The sequence below is a fragment of the Streptomyces sp. NBC_00663 genome, assembly GCF_036226885.1.
GTDB lineage: Bacteria > Actinomycetota > Actinomycetes > Streptomycetales > Streptomycetaceae > Streptomyces.
In genome coordinates, this window is the sequence record NZ_CP109027.1 from 9,722,801 (window position 1) to 9,739,724 (window position 16,924).

The 16,924-nt window shown below is 67.4% G+C and carries 17 protein-coding genes and 4 pseudogenes; 11 read left to right on the forward strand and 10 right to left on the reverse strand.

Annotated elements, in window-relative coordinates; translation table 11 throughout:
- Positions 1-134: 134 nt before the first annotated feature.
- The 4 genes from OG866_RS43885 to OG866_RS43900 all read left to right on the forward strand — a co-directional run bounded on the left by OG866_RS43885 (position 135) and on the right by OG866_RS43900 (position 4,141).
- Positions 135-599, forward strand: a complete 465-nt coding sequence (locus OG866_RS43885) for a winged helix-turn-helix transcriptional regulator (protein ID WP_329343644.1) — start codon at positions 135-137, stop codon at positions 597-599.
- Positions 600-1,207: 608 nt separating this feature from the next.
- Positions 1,208-2,551: an SCP2 sterol-binding domain-containing protein gene (locus OG866_RS43890; RefSeq protein WP_329343646.1), complete on the forward strand. Its 1,344-nt coding sequence runs from the start codon at positions 1,208-1,210 to the stop codon at positions 2,549-2,551.
- A 55-nt stretch (positions 2,552-2,606) separates the two neighbouring features.
- Complete coding sequence (locus OG866_RS43895) at positions 2,607-3,569, forward strand: PDR/VanB family oxidoreductase (RefSeq protein ID WP_329343648.1); 963 nt, start codon at positions 2,607-2,609, stop codon at positions 3,567-3,569.
- A gap of 203 nt (positions 3,570-3,772) precedes the next feature.
- Entirely contained in the window at positions 3,773-4,141 is a 369-nt protein-coding gene (locus OG866_RS43900; RefSeq protein WP_329343650.1) for a DUF1330 domain-containing protein, read from the forward strand.
- A gap of 352 nt (positions 4,142-4,493) precedes the next feature.
- Here OG866_RS43900 and OG866_RS43905 read toward each other — a convergent pair.
- Together OG866_RS43905 and OG866_RS43910 are read right to left on the reverse strand one after the other, a co-directional pair.
- Positions 4,494-4,607 (reverse strand): annotated as a pseudogene (locus OG866_RS43905) (TetR/AcrR family transcriptional regulator); the annotation flags it as partial.
- Between the two features lie 155 nt (positions 4,608-4,762).
- Positions 4,763-5,428: a TetR/AcrR family transcriptional regulator gene (locus tag OG866_RS43910; protein WP_329343652.1), complete on the reverse strand. Its 666-nt coding sequence runs from the start codon at positions 5,426-5,428 to the stop codon at positions 4,763-4,765.
- Positions 5,429-5,564: 136 nt separating this feature from the next.
- On the opposite strand from OG866_RS43910, the gene OG866_RS43915 reads away from it, so the two are divergent.
- The 6 genes and pseudogenes from OG866_RS43915 (at position 5,565) to OG866_RS45350 (ending at position 9,102) form a co-directional block, all read left to right on the forward strand.
- Complete coding sequence (locus OG866_RS43915) at positions 5,565-6,413, forward strand: alpha/beta hydrolase (RefSeq protein WP_329343655.1); 849 nt, start codon at positions 5,565-5,567, stop codon at positions 6,411-6,413.
- Positions 6,414-6,481: 68 nt separating this feature from the next.
- On the forward strand, positions 6,482-7,168 hold the full coding sequence (locus tag OG866_RS43920) for a VOC family protein (RefSeq protein ID WP_329343657.1): 687 nt from the start codon (positions 6,482-6,484) through the stop codon (positions 7,166-7,168).
- A 454-nt stretch (positions 7,169-7,622) separates the two neighbouring features.
- Positions 7,623-8,216, forward strand: a pseudogene (locus OG866_RS43925) (RNA-guided endonuclease InsQ/TnpB family protein); the annotation flags it as partial.
- Positions 8,216-8,380, forward strand: a complete 165-nt coding sequence (locus OG866_RS43930) for a transposase (protein ID WP_329344582.1) — start codon at positions 8,216-8,218, stop codon at positions 8,378-8,380. The pseudogene OG866_RS43925 and the gene OG866_RS43930, both read left to right, overlap by 1 nt.
- Positions 8,377-8,778 carry an RNA-guided endonuclease TnpB family protein gene (locus tag OG866_RS43935; RefSeq protein WP_329343659.1) on the forward strand — a complete coding sequence of 134 codons (402 nt, stop codon included), beginning with the start codon at positions 8,377-8,379 and terminating at the stop codon, positions 8,776-8,778. Before OG866_RS43930 ends, OG866_RS43935 begins: the two co-directional genes overlap by 4 nt.
- A gap of 39 nt (positions 8,779-8,817) precedes the next feature.
- A complete protein-coding gene (locus OG866_RS45350; protein WP_443063682.1) occupies positions 8,818-9,102 on the forward strand; it encodes a DoxX family protein in 285 nt (94 codons plus the stop codon).
- Here OG866_RS45350 and OG866_RS43940 read toward each other — a convergent pair.
- The 3 genes and pseudogenes from OG866_RS43940 to OG866_RS43950 form a co-directional block, all read right to left on the reverse strand.
- Positions 9,022-9,285 carry a hypothetical protein gene (locus tag OG866_RS43940; protein ID WP_329343662.1) on the reverse strand — a complete coding sequence of 88 codons (264 nt, stop codon included), beginning with the start codon at positions 9,283-9,285 and terminating at the stop codon, positions 9,022-9,024. The two genes, OG866_RS45350 and OG866_RS43940, sit on opposite strands and share 81 nt — an antisense overlap.
- Positions 9,286-9,526: 241 nt before the next feature.
- Positions 9,527-9,670 (reverse strand): annotated as a pseudogene (locus tag OG866_RS43945) (ISAs1 family transposase); the annotation flags it as partial.
- Positions 9,671-10,472: 802 nt separating this feature from the next.
- A complete protein-coding gene (locus OG866_RS43950) occupies positions 10,473-11,459 on the reverse strand; it encodes an alpha/beta fold hydrolase (RefSeq protein ID WP_329343664.1) in 987 nt (328 codons plus the stop codon).
- A gap of 146 nt (positions 11,460-11,605) precedes the next feature.
- On the opposite strand from OG866_RS43950, the gene OG866_RS43955 reads away from it, so the two are divergent.
- Positions 11,606-12,232, forward strand: coding sequence for a helix-turn-helix domain-containing protein (locus tag OG866_RS43955; RefSeq protein WP_329343666.1), 627 nt, complete (start codon positions 11,606-11,608; stop codon positions 12,230-12,232).
- A gap of 341 nt (positions 12,233-12,573) precedes the next feature.
- Here the strand turns inward: OG866_RS43955 and OG866_RS43960 are convergent, their stop codons facing one another.
- The 5 genes and pseudogenes from OG866_RS43960 to OG866_RS43980 all read right to left on the reverse strand — a co-directional run bounded on the left by OG866_RS43960 (position 12,574) and on the right by OG866_RS43980 (position 16,824).
- A complete protein-coding gene (locus OG866_RS43960; protein ID WP_329343668.1) occupies positions 12,574-13,227 on the reverse strand; it encodes a class I SAM-dependent DNA methyltransferase in 654 nt (217 codons plus the stop codon).
- A gap of 369 nt (positions 13,228-13,596) precedes the next feature.
- Positions 13,597-14,334: pseudogene (locus OG866_RS43965) on the reverse strand (IS5 family transposase); the annotation flags it as partial.
- 330 nt (positions 14,335-14,664) lie between these two features.
- Positions 14,665-15,036, reverse strand: a complete 372-nt coding sequence (locus OG866_RS43970; RefSeq protein ID WP_329343670.1) for a DoxX family protein — start codon at positions 15,034-15,036, stop codon at positions 14,665-14,667.
- Positions 15,037-15,147: 111 nt separating this feature from the next.
- Complete coding sequence (locus OG866_RS43975; protein WP_329343672.1) at positions 15,148-15,831, reverse strand: SDR family NAD(P)-dependent oxidoreductase; 684 nt, start codon at positions 15,829-15,831, stop codon at positions 15,148-15,150.
- Positions 15,832-15,879: 48 nt separating this feature from the next.
- Complete coding sequence (locus tag OG866_RS43980) at positions 15,880-16,824, reverse strand: NADP-dependent oxidoreductase (RefSeq protein ID WP_329343674.1); 945 nt, start codon at positions 16,822-16,824, stop codon at positions 15,880-15,882.
- Positions 16,825-16,924: the final 100 nt, after the last annotated feature.

Genomic DNA, 16,924 nt, shown 5'->3' on the forward strand with positions numbered 1-16,924 from the left:
CCCGACGCCGGAACCGACCTTCCGCGGGCGCGTCGGTCACAGACCGCCCCGCTGCGCTCGCCGCCGACCCGAGGGCGAGCGACCTCTCTCCTCGAAGCTGTCGGTTGCTTGAAGCAACGTGCTAAATTCACAGCATGCTGGGCAGAACATACGACAGTCAACTGTGCTCCATCGCCAGGACCCTGGAGGTTGTGGGCGAGCGCTGGACCTTGCTGATCGTTCGTGACGCCATGCTTGGCCTGCGCCGCTTCGAGGAGTTTCAGGACAGTCTCGGTATCGCCCGCAACGTACTCACCAACCGCCTCTCCAAGCTGGTCGACGACGGGCTGCTGGATCGGGTCTGTTACCAGGAGCGGCCCGCCCGCTATGAGTACCAACCGACAAGCAAGGCCAAGGACTTGCTCACCGCGGTGCTTTCTCTGATGCACTGGGGCGATGAGTACGCGGGAGACCCGGCCGGCCCTCCGCGGATCTCGAACCATGTCGGATGCGGAGGTGACGTTCGGGAACGGCTCGTGTGCACCCAATGCGGGCAAACGGTGGGTCCGGACGCCGTTCACCTGCTTCCGGGTCCAGCACTCACGGACTCGCCGGCCTGACACTCGAAATATTCCTCGACGAACCCGCCCACCATCAGCTGGGGTGGGTGCGTACCCAGTCGCGATCGGTTGGGTGGCCCGCGTGAGGTCCGTTTCGGATCATCATGACGCGAGGCTGACGCTCAGCGGTGATCCTCTCCTCGGAGAGCTCTGTATCGCGACTGGCAGGCGGGCCATCATCGCGTTCCGCCTGCCGAGTACGCGTCATCACCGGTTCGACCGACCGTCGTTCGGATCGACGCGAGAGGCGCTGACGGGCCGGCCGACACGCTCTTTGCTCATACGGGATTGAACCGCGCGCTGTCGGCGACTTCCCTCCACTTCGACATCCCGCGCCCGACTGCTTTGCCGAGGCCGCGGTAAGCCGGCCTTCTTCCGTCCTCCGTGGCAGAAGCGGTGGTGGAGGGCCGATCGGATGACGAACTCCAGCGGCATCTCCCACCCCTGCCCGCCGGGCGCGAGCCGCCGGGGTCCCCCTCCTGTCCGCTGCCGTAGCTGTTGGTCGCACAGCTCGACAGTAAGTTGCTTCACGCAACTCGCTTGGCTAGGCTTCGAGTTGCTTCATGAGACTTGCATGTAAGTATCCCCACCCCGTGAGGTGACGCTCGATGGCCAGGAACAAGCTCGAAGACCATCCCACCGTCGTCCAAGCCCGCCGACGCGACCGCACCGCCGACCGCCCCGCGGAGCCGCTGGATGCGTCATGGCTGCGCCAACTGTGTCTCGACGCAGGTGCGGACGACGTCGGCTTCGTCGAGATCGAACGGCCGGACATCGCCGACCAGCGAGAGGATCTGAACGCCGCCCTGCCGGGTGTCCGCACGTTGATCAGCTTCGTGGTCCGAATGAACCGGGAGAACATCCGCACTCCGGCGCGCTCAGTGGCCAACCTGGAGTTCCATCACACCGGCGACCACACCAACGAGGTCGGCCGGCACGCGGTTCGGAAGCTGGAAGCGACGGGCGTGCGCGCCATCAACCCCGCGATGGGCTTTCCGATGGAGATGGACAAGTTCCCCAGGAAGACGTGGGTCGTCTCGCACAAGCCGGTCGCCGTGGCGGCCGGGCTCGGCAAGATGGGCATCCACCGCAACGTCATCCACCCCAGATTCGGCAACTTCGTCCTGCTGGGCACCATCCTCATCGACGCCGAGGTCAGCGAATACACCCGACCCATCGAGTACAACCCCTGCCTTGAATGCAAGCTGTGCGTGACAGCCTGCCCGACCGGCGCGATCGCCTCCGACGGCCACTTCAACTTCTCCGCCTGCTACACGCACAACTACCGCGAGTTCATGGGTGGCTTCGGCGACTGGGCCGAACAGGTCGCCGAAAGCCGCAACGCCCACGACTACCGCTCGCGGGTGAGCGACAGCGAGAGCGCCTCGATGTGGCAGAGCCTGTCCTTCGGCGCCAACTACAAAGCGGCCAACTGCATGTCGGTCTGCCCGGCCGGCGAGGACGTCATCGGCCCCTGGCTGGACGATCGCAAGGCCCATCTGACCCAGGTCGTACGTCCGCTGATGGACAAGGAAGAGACCGTCTACGTCGTCCAAGGCTCCGACGCGGAGCAGCACGTGGCCGACCGGTTCCCCAACAAGCGCACGAAGCACGTGACGATGAGCCTTCGAGCGAACAGCATCGACGGCCTGGTGGAAGGCCTGCCGCTGATCTTTCAGCGCGAACAGGCCAAGGACATGTCCGCCACCTACCACTTCACCTTCACCGGCGACGAGTCCCGGCAGATCACCGTGACCATCCGCGACCGCGAACTCGAGGTCGCCGACGGACATTCCGGCGAACCGGACCTCAGGATCACCGCCGACACGCGCACCTGGCTGCGTTTCCTCAGTAAACCCTCGATGTTGGCGTGGGCACTGGTGCGCCGGCAGATCAAGCTGCAGGGCTCCCCCCGACTACTGCGCGACTTCGGCCGTTGCTTCCCCTCCTGATCGGTCAGGACGAGCGCATCACCGAATCATCACTGGGAAGAATGAAGGGCGGATCATGAGCACTCTCAGCACCGAAGTCGAACTCGACCTCGTGTTGGAACGTAAGGAAACGAAGGCCGAAGGCGTCGTGCTGCTGACGCTGCGCGACCCGGAAGGCCGTCCGCTGCCGGAATGGCAGCCGGGCGCCCACATCGACCTGATACTGCGAGCCGATCTGGTCCGGCAGTATTCACTGTGCGGGGACCCGGACGATCGGTCACGGTTTCAGGTCGCGGTGCTGCGTGAACCGGCAAGCCGCGGCGGGTCGAGCCATGTGCACGACGTCCTCAAGGAAGGCGAGTCGATGCGCATCCGCGGGCCACGCAACCACTTTCCGCTCGTGAAGGCCAAGAACTACCTGTTCATCGCGGGCGGAATCGGCATCACCCCGATCCTGCCCATGGTGGCGGCCGTCAACGCGACCCGCGCCGACTGGCGCCTCGTTTACGGCGGCCGCACCCGAGCTTCGATGGCGTTCGGTGAGACCCTGCAGCGGGCCTACGGAGACCGGGTGAGCCTGCGACCGCAGGACGAGTACGGGCTGCTGGACCTGCCCTCGCTGCTCGGCAAGCCGCAACGTAAGACAGCCGTCTACGCCTGCGGCCCGGAACCGCTGCTCGCGGCGGTCGAGGCCGGCTGCGAGAAGTGGCCGACCGGGTCTGTGCACCTGGAGCGGTTCGCCCCGAAGAAGGACGTCGCCTCCGGGCCGCTCACGACCTTCGAGGTCGAACTCGCCCAGTCCGGCAAGACACTGACGGTCCCTCAGGACATGTCCATTCTCGAGGCCGTAGAGGGTGCCGGTGTGTCGGTGATGACCTCGTGCGAGGAGGGCATCTGCGGAACCTGCGAGACGAAGGTGTTGTCCGGGGAGATCGACCACCGCGACTCAGTCCTGGACGACACGGAACGCGCCGCAGGCGACACCATGATGATCTGCGTCTCCCGAGCCAGGGGCAACCGCCTGGTCCTCGACCTCTGATCCACGTCGGGCCAGAACAACCGGCTTCGGGATCGATGGTTGTTGAGCGCCCGGCTCGATGCCGCCCCCAACCCTGGCCGACCCACAGCGTCCCGTTCTTACGAGCCGTATCCCACGGAGTCGTGGAACCCGGCGCGACAGCCGGGCGATCAGTCTGACCGCAAATACAAATATCCGCCCTGAACGAGCAGAAAGAGTCGGTAATGAGTACGGAATCACGGAAGAAGTTTTACGCCCTGAATATGTTTGATGTGGTCGACTTGGAGAAGTACCTCGCGTACTTCAGTCGTTTGCCTGAAGCGGCTCCGCGATATGGTGGTCGAATGGTGGCTTTTGGTCGTTTCCGGGACGACGTTGCCGGTGACCTCGCGCCGCGGCAGGTTCTGTTTCTCGTTGAATGGGAGTCCGAAGAGGCGTTCAACAGCTTCCGGGACGATCCGGACCTGGCCGACCTGCATCCGCTGCGGGAGAGCGGAGCGGCGTCCTATATCTGGCAGACTTTCGATGGGCTCGATATGAGTGACCCCGCCAACGTTTCACTCGACGATGTACTGGCGGTGCTCAAGCCTTAAATCATTTCACCAAACGGCTCTCGGTTGATCGGGCGGGCCCAATTCACGTACCCACGCGCCAGGGGCCGGCCGGTCCGTTGAAACGAGCCGACAACTCGTAAAGGCTCACGGACGAGTCCGGAAGCGAAGCCCACGGGCAGGAGAGAGCGCCAAGGCCTGGGTGCTTCCCCTTGCGCGGCGGGAACAGCCAAGTCGGCCAGCACTGTTGCACCAGCCGAGGGGTCGGCGCCGCGCCGGCGGGGATCAGAGAAATAGCTGGTCCGCTCCCATGCGGTCCGGCCCCCGGTCCGTGGTGCGCCCGGTCACCCGATATCGGCGCGACCAGCGCCGCCCGGTTGTCGAAGTGCCGCTACGGCGTCGCCGTGCCCGAACCCAGGCGTTGGGCCGGCGTCCTCATCGAGAGAGCGTCCGCGCCCTCCTCGTCCACGATCTGCTGTGCGGTAGCGACGATGCGCTCCAGCAGCACGGGCGGACGTCCCGGGGGATGCCGAGCCGATGCTGTGCCCGCTCGCTTAGGACCAGCTGCTGCCACGGAACGTCCCACCTCCTCGCCCTGCGCGATAACAGCACCGCCGTAACCGATATGGGCGCCGGGGGGCCGTGGACACCGACCTCTATCCGTCAGCTCCGATTCCGGAGTCCGGCGAGGACCAGATCCGCGACGAAGTCCGCATGGTGTGTGACGGCCTCGGGATCGAGAGGGTCTTGCGGCCCCATGAGGCGGGACAGGCCGATCAGACTGAAAAGCGCGGTGCCCCCATGGGCGACGAGGAAGTACAGGGTGCGCATCGGCACCGGGGCGATGACGCCCTCGTCGGCCAGCTGACGCAGGGGCGCGGTCGCCTCGGTGAGGATCGGTTCGATGTGCTGCTCATAGAGGTAGTCCAGGCGCGGCGAGCTGGCGACGCCTTCGACAGTGGTCAGCCGCAGGATCTCCGGCCGGCGTGCGTTGACGTGGATGAAGCGGACGATGATGCGCCGGAGCTGCTCCATCGGCCCGCCGCCGGCGTCGTCGAATTCCTGGCGCATCTCGGTGGCGACGATTCCGAAGGCGTGGTCGACGGCGGCGTACCAGAGCTTCTCCTTGGAGCCGAAGCGCTGGTGGATGAGGTTGTGGCTGACGCCGAGCTGCCGGTTGAGGGCGGCCACAGAGGCTCCGTCGTATCCCTTGTCGGCGAACATGCGCAGGGCCGCGGTCAGGATCTCATCGAGGGTTGCCGGGGCCAGGTCGGCGGGGGGCCGGCCGGTCCGCCGGGCCGGGGCGGTCCGAGAAGTCGGAGTCGTCATGGGCGAAGCATACCTCCGAGAGGTTGACACCCATCAACTTCAGATTGATGCTTGTCAACATCTAGCGAAGTTGACGGGTGTCAACAATTCATCGACCCCGGCTTCAGCTCCCCGTACGAGCCGCAGGAGATCAGTCATGGAACGTGAGAATCACGTAGTCGGGGACACTTTCGTCTACCGCTACGCCCACCCCGATCCCGATCACGTGCTGCTGGTCCAGCACGGCATTGGCGGCCACGGCGGGGTCTACGACCCCTTCGCCGCCCACTACGCCGGGCTGGGTGCCGAGGTGTGGTGCATGGACGCGCCCGGCCACGGGATGTCCCGGATCGCCAAGGTACGACCGGCAGGACGTTTCACGCTGGAGGAGTGGGTGGGGGCGGCCGTCGAGGTCGCCGAGCACATCGACGAGACCACCGGCCTGCCGGTGTTCATCAAGGGTTCCTCACTGGGGGCGGCCGCCGCCTACGGCGCCTACGCGGCCTCGGACGTCTTCACCGGCGCCGTCCTGATGGGATACGCGATCCCGTCCTCACCGATGATCCCCGCGGACAATCCCTTCCGCACCAACGCCTTCGAACAGCTGATCACCCAGTTCGGCGATGCACTGCTCCTGGACATCGACCGCTTCTACGACCTCGATCTCGACTACGGCTACAAGGGCGCCCGGCAGCAGAAGCGGGAGGACCCGCTCAACACCTGGACGTACGAACTGTCCTCGGTGGGCTCCCTCATGCGCTACGAGCCGACCGTGCCGCTGGCCGAGAACACCAAGCCGATCCTCTTCACGGTCGGCGAGAAGGACCCGGTCTTCACCCCGGACATCGCCCGCAGCGTGGTCGCCGCGACCGGCGGACCTGTCCAATTGCACGTGCACCCCGGAGGCGTCCACCAGCTGATGATCTTCCACACCGCCGACTACTCCGCCGTGGTCAGCGAGTGGTGCAGGAAGCGTCTGACCCGTCCGGCAGCCGAGGCCGCCTGATCACCGACCATGTCCGTCCATCGCATCCCGGCCGTCTCCGGCCGCTGATCACAAGGGAGTGATCGAACATGTCAGTCCACCCCCGTGCGCTGAACCACATCGCCTTCGCCACCCGGGACATCAAGACCCAGATCGAGTTCTTCACCGACGTCCTGGGCTGCAGGCTCAAGGCTCTGTTCTGGATGCACGATGTCGAGGGCGCCTGGCACGGCTTCCTCGAACTCAACCCCACGTGCTACATCGCCTTCGTCCAGCACCCCGACAATCCCGACAAGATCGAGGTCGGACTCACCCACGCCGGCACCCCGACCGGAACGGTGGCCGTCGGCGCCATGCAGCACATCGCCCTCGACGTCGCCGACGACGAGGAGCTGCTGACTCTGCGCGACCGGATCCGCAGCCGCGGCATCATGGTCATCGGTCCCATCGACCACGGCTTCTGCCGTTCGATCTACTTCGCCGGGCCCGAAGGACTGGTCCTCGAACTCACCGCCGGCGAGGCGATCCCGGAGTCGGCCTGGCTCGACCCCGAGGTCGTCGAGAAGGCGGGCATCAACGCCGAGGACCTCGCCCGCTACCGCGAGCCCGCCGACTACATCCGCCCCACCGAGGCCGTGCCCCAGCCGACTCTGGACCGCACCAGGCCGCACATGGCCTTCCCCGACGAGATCTACGAGTTCCTGGCCACCGCCACCGACGAGCAGATCCGGGAGATGCTCAGCGAGACCGAGCCGCCGGTGAAGACCGAGGACTGAACACCCCAGAGCCCGGCGGGCGGCGCACTCGGACGCAGGGTCCGCGCGCATCCGCCGGGCGCCCCACCGTGAGGGGGCATGCGCCTCCGCTCGCGAGGACCGCCCAGTGAGCAGCCAGCGCCTGCCTCTCCTGACTTCTCCCGGATGTCCGGCTCTTTTGGCCGCTGCCCCCTTCCTCTCCCTTTTCAGCCGCCGCCGACGTCTGCGCGCACCCCCCCCGTTCTGAGGTAACCGATGTTCATCGGTGTTCTCCTTCGTGGATACCCCGGCGTTTAGGCCGGGGAGGAATCGAAGCTCCTGCGGAGCAGGGCAGGGGAAGCCGGTTCGCCGCCAGGGCGGACCGGTGTGCGCCGTCCACCTGCCGACACCCGCTGCCCACACGGAAGTTGATCGAGTGTGAGGCGTGAAGCGGCAGGTCAAACGGGCGTTCAAGTACCGCTTTTACCCCACCGGCGTGCAGGCGGCTGAACTGTCGCGCACGTTCGGGTGTGTCCGCCTCGTCTACAACAAGGCGCTGGAGGAGCGGACTCTGGCCTGGTACGGCGAGCAGCGCCGGATCTCCTATGTGCAGTCGTCCGCCGCGCTGACGCAGTGGAAGAAGACCGAGAACCTGGCCTTCCTGGCGGAGGTGTCCTCGGTTCCGTTGCGGCAGGCGCTGCGGCATCTGCAGACGGCGTTCGAGAACTTTTTCGCCCAGCGTGCGAAGTACCCGCGCTACAAGTCCCGCAAGAAGTCGCGGGCGTCGGCCGAGTACACCCGCAGCGCCTTCACCTGGCGCGACGGACAGCTGACTTTGGCCAAGATGGCCGGCCCTTTGGACATCTGCTGGTCGCGTCCGCTGCCCGAGGGCGCTCAGCCGAGCACGGTGACGGTGTCCCGTGACGCGGCGGGTCGCTGGTTCGTGTCCCTGCTGTGCGAGGACACCATCGCCCCGGCTCCCGTTACCACGGCGGCCGTCGGCCTGGACGCCGGGATCACTTCCCTGGTGACCCTGTCCACCGGGAAAAGGTCGCCAACCCCAAGCATGAGCAGAGTGACCGGGCCCGCCTGGCGAAGGCGCAGCGTGAGCTGTCGCGCAAGGCGAAGGGTTCGGCGAACCGGGAGAAGGCCCGCCGTAAGGTTGCCCGTGTGCATGCGAGGATCGCCGACCGGCGCCGTGACGTCCTGCACAAGCTGCGACTCGACTCGTCCGTGAGAATCAAACGGTCGTGATCGAGGACCTGAGCGTCCGCAACCTGCTGAAGAATGGCACGCTCGCGCGTGCCATCAGTGATGCGTCGTGGACGCAACTGCGCTCCATGCTGGAGTACAAGTGCGCCTGGTACGGGCGTGAACTCGTCGTGATCGACCGATGGTTCCCCAGCAGCAAGCTGTGCGGGGCCTGCGGCACGGTCCGCGGGAAGCTGCCGCTGAACGTCCGCGCATGGACGTGCGTCTGCGGTGCGGTGCATGACCGCGACGTCAACGCGGCGCGTAACATCCTGGCCGCCGGGCTGGCGGTGTCTGCCTGTGGAGACGGTGTAAGACCTCAACGGGAGTCCTCCCGGACGGGGCCGTCGTCGGTGAAGCAGGAACCCCAGCGGGCGACCACTGGAATCCCCCGCCTTTAGGCGGGGGAGGAAGCCAAAGCCACCGTTGTCCTGTCCGTCCTGCTCGCCCTCGGCTTCGTCGCCGCGGGTCTCCCCAAGGCCCTCGCCCGACCGTCCGTGAAGAACGAGGCCCGCCACCTGGGCTATTCGATGGGCGCCTTCCGTGTCATCGGTCTGCTGGAGCTGGCCGGTGCGGTCGGACTGGTCAGCGGCCTGCGCGCCAAGGACGCCGCGAAGAAGACGCATAGACCCAACGAAGCACTACTAGGACTCGACGTACATGACGAGGGAGTCGGGATGCACACCGTCGTGCTTCATTGCGGCTGCGGCCTCCGGGCCCTGTAGTGAGGCCATGAGGGCGTCAAGATTTGGTACGTCCATCGTCAGCGCGACCTGGGTCGGGTCCTGCGGGTTGGTGAACGTTCGGATGTTCGTGACTCCGAGCGGCCCGAAAAATTCTTCGCGCTTCGACGAGGCGAGCCAGTGCTTGGTGTCGTCGACGCTGTGGTGGATAACAATGGTGGGCAAGGTTCCTCCTTCGTGGACAGACTCGATTTAGGGCACTGCGCCCACCGGATTGACGTGGCCGCAGCAAGCACTGATTGTCGGCCAGGTCGGGTGCACCGCGGGGCAGGCTCGCCAGGCACGCCAAATACCGCAGAGTCAGGTCCCCCGTTTGCCGCGGATGTTCAGTTGGTCACGTGATGCCGTAGCGGGAGAGGACGCGGGGGCGGTCGGTGTGGGCTCGGCGTCCGGCGGCGGTCACGGGAACCGCGGACAGCACGAACACTCGGCTGCCGTCCGGTCGCTTCGCGCCGTGCAGGCACTTGCCGTCCACCGCGGTCGGCCGGCGCCTGGATCGCACTGGCGCGGCATGGGTGGTTGTCCGATGGGCTCGGTGCTGTTCGTGCTCGGTTCGTCAGCTGCCTCGGTGGCGGTAGTCGCGGCTCCCGCCCATGAGTTCGACCACGCGGTCGGCGGATGTGACGAGGTGGTGCGCTGTCTGGAGCGGGGAGCTGGATTCCCCTGGTGCGTGAGACACAGTGGATGCGCTGCCGGGGAGGCAGCAGGCTGAAGTCCAGGTGCGCAACCTGTCTCTCTCGGTTATGTGCCACGGCGCGATCATCCACAGGGCATCATGGTCGGGGGCTGACTCGGCGGGGCAGCCGGTCAGTATCAGGTGCTTGCGGTCCGTGCTCCTGTTGTCGCGGTCATCTTCAACGGTCACCTCGCCGAGCACCTGGTGAATCGGTGATGAGGGTCGCTGTGGCGTTAACAGGGTTGTCAGACCGCCGAGATCACAGGCCCCCGCCGTAGGTCAGCACAACGAGTAACACCCTGTCCTCCAACGACAGTGATCAGAGCCGCCCCGGGCGAGACACACCCGCCTCCTCTCGACGCAGCGCCCCGACCAACGCACCGAAGGATCGAGGGGACAGTCCGGGACAGTCCCGTCCACCTCCGGCGGGATGATGGTGGAGGGTGGCGGCTTACTTCGGACGCACGTGCTCGGGCAGCTCGGACGATGGCCGCATCCGCACCACCACCCCGATCTCTCCCCGCTATGCGCCATGTTCGTAAGCCGAAGCTCGGTAGGTGTGTGCTGGCTCGCTCGGGCTGGTGCGGCTGTTCCGCATCACCGAACGGACCGGCATGCGCTGTATCACCGCCGCCGTCCGAACGAGCCGCCAGGCTGCCCGGGGAGTCCGCCTGCTTCAGCCCTGGAGGGTGGCGAGCCAGTCGGTCAGCAGGCGGTTGACCTCGTCGGGGTGTTCCTGCTGGATCCAGTGGCCGCAGGCGTCCAGGAGGTGGGAGGCGGACAGGGCGGGCAGGGTGGTGGGGTAGGCGTCGATGGCGTCGGACATCCAGGTGGTGGAGGCGTCCAGGGTGCCGCCGATGAACAGGGACGGCTGTTTGATCGGGGCTCCTTGATGCGGGGCGAGATCTTCCCAGTCGCGGTCCATGTTGCGGTAGCGGTTGAGTGCGCCGGTGATCCCTGTGCGCTCGAACTCCCCGGCGTAGACATCGAGGTCGTCCTCGCTCAGCCAGGCCGGGAGAGCCCCCGTGGGGAAGCGGTCGCGCAGCTGTCCGCCGCGGGCGACGAAGTGCGGGTCGGGCTCGCTCTGGGCGGGCATGGTGTCGGCGGACAGGGCCGCGTAGAAGCCCGCGAGCCAGCCCCGGACGTCGGGCTCGATCTCCGCCTCGGCGCGGCCGGGTTCCTGGAAGTAGGAGACGTAGAAGTCCTGCTCGGGGCCGCCGATCCGGCTGAAGAGGTCGGTGGGGCGGGGACCGCCGGGCGGCGCGTAGGGGACGCTCAGCAGGCCGACGGCGCGGACGATCTCCGGGTGGAGGAGGGCCGAGGCGGAGGCGATGTTGGAGCCCCAGTCGTGGCCGACGATCACCGCGCTGTCCTCGCCGAGGGCGCGCACGACGGCGACGTTGTCTTCCACCAGGTCGAGCATTCGGTAGGCGTCGGTGGCGGCGGGCTTGGAGGAGCGGCCGTAGCCGCGCACGTCCAACGCCACTGCCCGGTACCCGGCCGCGGCGAGGGCCGGGAGTTGGCGGCGCCAGGAGTACCAGGATTCGGGGAAGCCGTGGACGAGGAGGACCAGCGGACCGGTGCCCTGCTCGACCAGGTGCAGGCGTCCGGCCGGGGCCTCGACGGTGCGGTGGCGGAGCGTGGCGGTCGGCTCGGGTCGCATGGGGTTCCTCCTGGGTTCGCAGGCAGAGGCGGCTACCCATCGATCATGCGGCGCGACGCCCGCCCCACGCGATCAGGTTTGCCATGCTGGCAAACCCGCAGGAAGGATGGTGGGCGGAAGCGGCGCGGTCGAAAGGAACGGTCACGGTGGCAGTCGACGAGGTGGACGGCACGTTGGCGGCAATGGGCGCCAGGCTGCGAGCCGCGCGCGAGCAGCACGGCGCCACGCTCGTCGGTGTCAGCTGTGCGACCGGCATTTCACCGAGCACGTTGTCGCGGATCGAGACCGGCCGGCGCAAGCCCACCCTGGAGGTGCTGCTGCGGCTGGCGAAGGACTACGGCGTCTCTCTGGACGAGCTGTGCGGCACCGCACCTGCCCCGGCGGCCGAACCCCGCACGCCGCCACGCGGCTTCGGCGACGACAAGGCGGTGTTGCCACTGACCCAGTACGTCGGCGGCCTGCACGCCCACAAGCACGTGCTGCCCGCCGTCGTCGAGCCGCCTGGGCGGCCCCGGCAGGTGTCCCACGAGGGCTACGAGTGGCTGTGCGTCCTGTACGGGCGGCTGTGGCTCGCACTCGGCAACCAGGACCTCGTCCTGACCGCCGGGGACGTCGCCGAGTTCGACACCCGCACCCCCCACGGAGTCGCAAACGCCGGGTCCACCGGACCGGTCGAATATCTGATCATGTTCGGGCCCCAAGGAGAACGGCTACGGCTGCGCACCCCTCAAGCCGCTGGTCGCGGGACCGGTGGCAGAAGGGCTGGTCAATAAGCAGGTGTGACAAGCCGCGCGCCTCGTCGGCGACAACCCACTGCTTCGGGCGGCCTCATTCGCATGCGCCACGTCATCCGGCTCTACCGGTGACAACTACCGTGCTTCGGCTCGTTTCGGCGGGCGGTCGTACGGCGCTCTGGCGGCTGACCGCTCCGAATCCGCACCACGAACGGCCGTCGCCGGACACGTCACCCGGCGATGTCAGCAGGTCGTACTGATTCCAGTCCTTGCCGAGCGAAGTGTGCGGGGTGCTCGTGAGGAAGGCCTGTCCACGCATGGTCCGGTAGATCCGCAGTCCGCCGCCGCGGGTCCCGGGCGGGTGAATGCCAGATGCTGTCTCAGCTGATCTGGTCCGGCCGGCGTGCGAAGAGGACCGCACCTGGAACGCCCTCATCGGGGTCGATCAGTATGTGGGCCTCGACGGTGAACCCGGCATCGCGTAGCCAGGCCGCCACTTGGCCAGGCTTGCGGCGGTGAACGTGGACGTTCATCGGGTGGCCGCCGTAGCCCTGCGTCTTCAGCGTCGATTCGTCGCCGACGTGGAAGCCGAGCAGCAGTGGTCCGCCGGGACGCAACACGCGCCGGAACTGGCCGAAGACCGTGGGCACTGCTTCGTCGGGGACGTGAATCAACGACCAAAATGCGAGCAGGCCGACGACTGAAGCATCACCGAGGTCGAGGTCGGTCATCGAGCCCACCTCGAACCGCAGGCTGGGATGGTCACGCCGAGCCACGTCGATCATCACGGGCGAAAGGTCGATGCCGAAAGCGTCCACGCCCAGCTCATGCAGGTGAGCGGTGACGTGTCCGGGTCCACAGCCGACGTCGGCCACCGGCCCACCGTCGGCTGCGTGCACCAAGTCGGCGAACAGCGCCAGAGCCGCCCGGAGATACGGCGCCCCGGTCAGAGCTCCGCGTAGTTGGTCGGCATAGCTGACCGCGACCGTGTCGTAGGAGGTCCGGGTGTCTGCCAACCAGCGGTCCGCGTTCATGGCCTGACAGGGTAGTGCAGCAGTTGTCCCGTCTTATTAGATCTTGCGGCGACGGGGGCTGTTGACCTGCGGGGTGGCAGGTCGGAGTGGGATTCGTGACAGGTTTGGCAGGTGGTCTCGGCTGCCGGTTCACGGAGTCCGGGGGCGCGTCTCGTCGATCATGTCAAGGTTGGTGGGCCTTGAGCTGGGCTGCGTCAGGATGCTGCGACGCTGGCTTCCGGCCTTCTCGTTGAGGGTGGCAGTTTCCTGGTTGGCTCGGAGGAATTCCGTTCGCTGTCCGAGGTGATCGCTTCTAGCCTGCGTCGCGTGATGACGGCTGAAGACGTGTTGTCTGTCCTGACTCTGTTGCGACGGGCAGAGGTGATGTCTGGATCGGTGGGGGGCCAGGCGGCGGTGGAGCATCAGCCAGCCGTAGGTGCGCTCCACGGCCCAGCGTGTGGGTATCGGGGTGAATTCCCTGGTCCCGGGGGTGCGGGCGCTGATCTCCATGTCGATGCCGAGGGTGGCGGCGTGCTCGACGAAAGTGCTTGCGGTCGCCGCCGTCTACCCAGGTCTTGCGGATCGTAAGGTGGTCGGCGGCGACCTGGTCGAGCAGGAGGGTGTCGGCGTTGGAGTCCTGGACGCTGGGCGCGGTGACCAGGGCCGCGAGCAGGAGGCCGAGCGTGTCGGTCACGATGCTCCGCTTGCGGCCCACGATCTTCTTGGCGTTGTCCGTGCCCTGACCCGCGGCGGGGACGCTGGTGGAGGTCTTCATGCTCTGTGCATCGATCACGCAGGCCGAGGGGTCTTTTGTTTGCCTTCCTGCTGCCGCACCGACTCCCGTGACAGGCTGTTGAGTTGGGAGGCGATGCCGTCCTTTTGCCACTTGGCGAAGTAGCCGTAGACGCTCTGGTGCGGCGGGAAGTCGTGCGGGAGATAGGCCCGTTGGCAGCCGGTGCGGTCCACGTACAGGATCGCGTTCGTGATCTCGCTCAGGTCGTGCCGGGGCGGTCGGCCGAAGTCCAGGGCCCGCCCGCGGCGCTCGAAGCGCCAGGCGGACAGCACCGGCTCGATCAACTCCCAGCGGGCATCGGACAGATCACTCGGATACGGGGGGCGGTCGGTCATGACCTGGACGCATCGCCGGTCGGGGGCGTGCGCAGGTGTGCGGGCGGCCGGATCGAAGCACGGGACAGACTCGGGCGTCCTGGAATGAGACAGGCGCAAGCCGTTCTCCGCCCCAGGTGAAACACCACTGGTCCCGGCAGCTACCAGCCGCCCGACAGCCTCACTAGCACCAGATTTCCAGTTCCTGTGGCGGGGGCGGTCTGCAGGTCGGACAGGGAGATGATGCCCAGTTCCACGGTCGTCTCCGGTAGACGGACAGAGGTTGGGAGGAGCGGCCCGACCGGCGTGGTCGCGGACCGGGCCGCTGTGAAGGGGCGGGGGGCCGGGTGGTCAGAAGGAGTGGGGCCCGAACCGGCCCCACATGACGACCGCGGCGACGATGAGCAGGATCGCGTTGAACCCGATGGCCTGCGGCTCCTTGCGGCGGGCGTGGAGGCCCATGGCCAGGACCATGATCACAGCCAGGCCGGTGGCGGCCAGCGGGGTGAGCACCGTGGCGATGTCGAAAGCACCCGGCAGGATCAGCCCGAGGCCGCCGGCGAGTTCGGCGACGCCGATCAGACGCACCACGGGTGTCGAGACGTCACTGACCCACGGCAGCTGGGACATGAGCTTTTCGCGGGGCTGGGTTGCCTTGGTGACGCCGGCGGCCACGAACAGCGCGGCGAGGACGCCCTGCAGGATCCACAGGAACACGTTCATCGGAGCGGAGACCTTCTTCTTAGGTCGCGCCGCGGTGGGGATTGCCGCGGCGGATGAGGATGGAGCGGATCAAGGTTCAACAAAGATTCAACGGGGGAGAGCTGGGAGGCGTCAGACGGTGAAGACGCGCTCGGCTTCGTCGCGTTGGGTGTGCAGGTCCCAGTAGAGAGGGGCGATGTCCTCGGCCTCGGCGGTCGGGATTTCGGGCGGGCCGCCCGCGCCGATCCACACGCCGATGGCGACGTGCGCGGCCTGGATACCGGTGTCGGCCAGCTCCTTGTGCAGGTTGAGCACCCAGTTGCGCAGCGCCGCCTGGGCGGGGTTGACGTTGCCGAGCATCGGGTTCGGGTCGACCGAGCCGGCGCCGTTGGTGAAGAGCAGGGTGCCCGTGCGGGCCTCACGCATCGCGGGCAGGACGGCCCGGGTGGCGGTGATGGCGCTGTGGAGCAGGAAGTCGATCCATCCCTGCACATCGGAGGGGCTGGTCTGGGACGGGGAGGTGAGGTTCATGGAGCTTATGGAGCCGTTGCCCGGAGAGGGGGAGTGCTCCAGGACGTCGATGCCGCCGAAGCGGGTGGCGGCGTCCTTGAGGGCCTGGGTCAGCGCGTCGTGGTCGAGCACGTCCGCCGGGAACGCGGCGGCGGTGATGCCCTCGGCGGTGAGCCGGCCGACGAGATCGTCGAGCTTGGCGCGGTTGCGGGCGATGAGAGCGACGTCGTAGCCGCGGGAGCCGAAGGTGCGGGCGATGGCGAGGCCCATTCCGGGGCCGGCTCCGACGATGGCGATGCTGGGCACGGTGAAGTCCTTTGGTGTTGTGGTGGAAGCGTCTGGGGTACGGACCGGTCAGGCGACGGTGATGGCGATCTTGCCGACGGTGCCGGCGCCGAACGCGGCGAATGCCCCGGGGGCCCGCTCCAGGTCGAACTCTGAGTTCACCGACACCTTGAGGGCGCCGGAGGCGACCTGTTCGGCGAGGGTGGACAGAGTGTCGGCGGTCGGGTTGGACCGGAGCACGGCGGTCTGCAGCTTGCGGTCCTCCGAGGCCTCGGGGACTGGGGCGAGGGTGAGGGCGGAGGCGACGGCGCCGCCGTCGCGGGTGAGTGCGGTGAGCTCGGCCAGGTCGCCGGCGAGGTGCAGCACCGCGTCCACGCCGTCAGGGGCGATCGCCCGGACCTGCGCGGTCATGTCCTGGGTGTAGTCGATGACGGTCACCTCGGCGTCGGTCAGCGCTGAGACGAAGCCGCTCTCGGAACCCGGCTTGGCCGTGGCGATCACCCTCGCGCCCCGGGCCGCGGCCAGCTGCACGGCGATGGCACCCACGCCGCCGGTGGCACCGGAGATCAGCACCGTGCTGCCCTCCAGCGGGCCGAGCAGGGCGAGACCGTCGAAGGCGGCGGTGCCCGCCAGCCCGAGCGCGCCGGCGGCACGCATGGAGACCCCGTCGGGCCGGTGGGTGATGCCGATGGCAGCGGGAACCGCGACGTACTGCGCCATCGAACCGGCACCCAGGTACGCCTTGGCGTCCACGCCGAACACGGCGTCGCCGACCGCGAAACCCTCGACACCCTCACCGACCGCCTCGACGGTGCCGGCGAAGTCCTTGCCGGGGATCAGCGGGAAACGGTGCTCCATCATGCCCTGCAGGTATCCGGCCACCGTGCCCAGGTCGAACCCGTTCACCGAGGACGCGGCCACCTTCACCAGCACCTCACCGGCCTCCGGGCGGGGCACCTCCACCTCGGTCACCTCGGGGCTGCCGGGTACCTGCGCCAATGTCACAGCGCGCACTGATCATCAACTCCTTGACATGGGTATCGCCCGATTCGGAAAGGGCTATCTGATTCGTGATCCGGAATGGCCTGTCCAGTTCCGGCGTACCCACGATAGC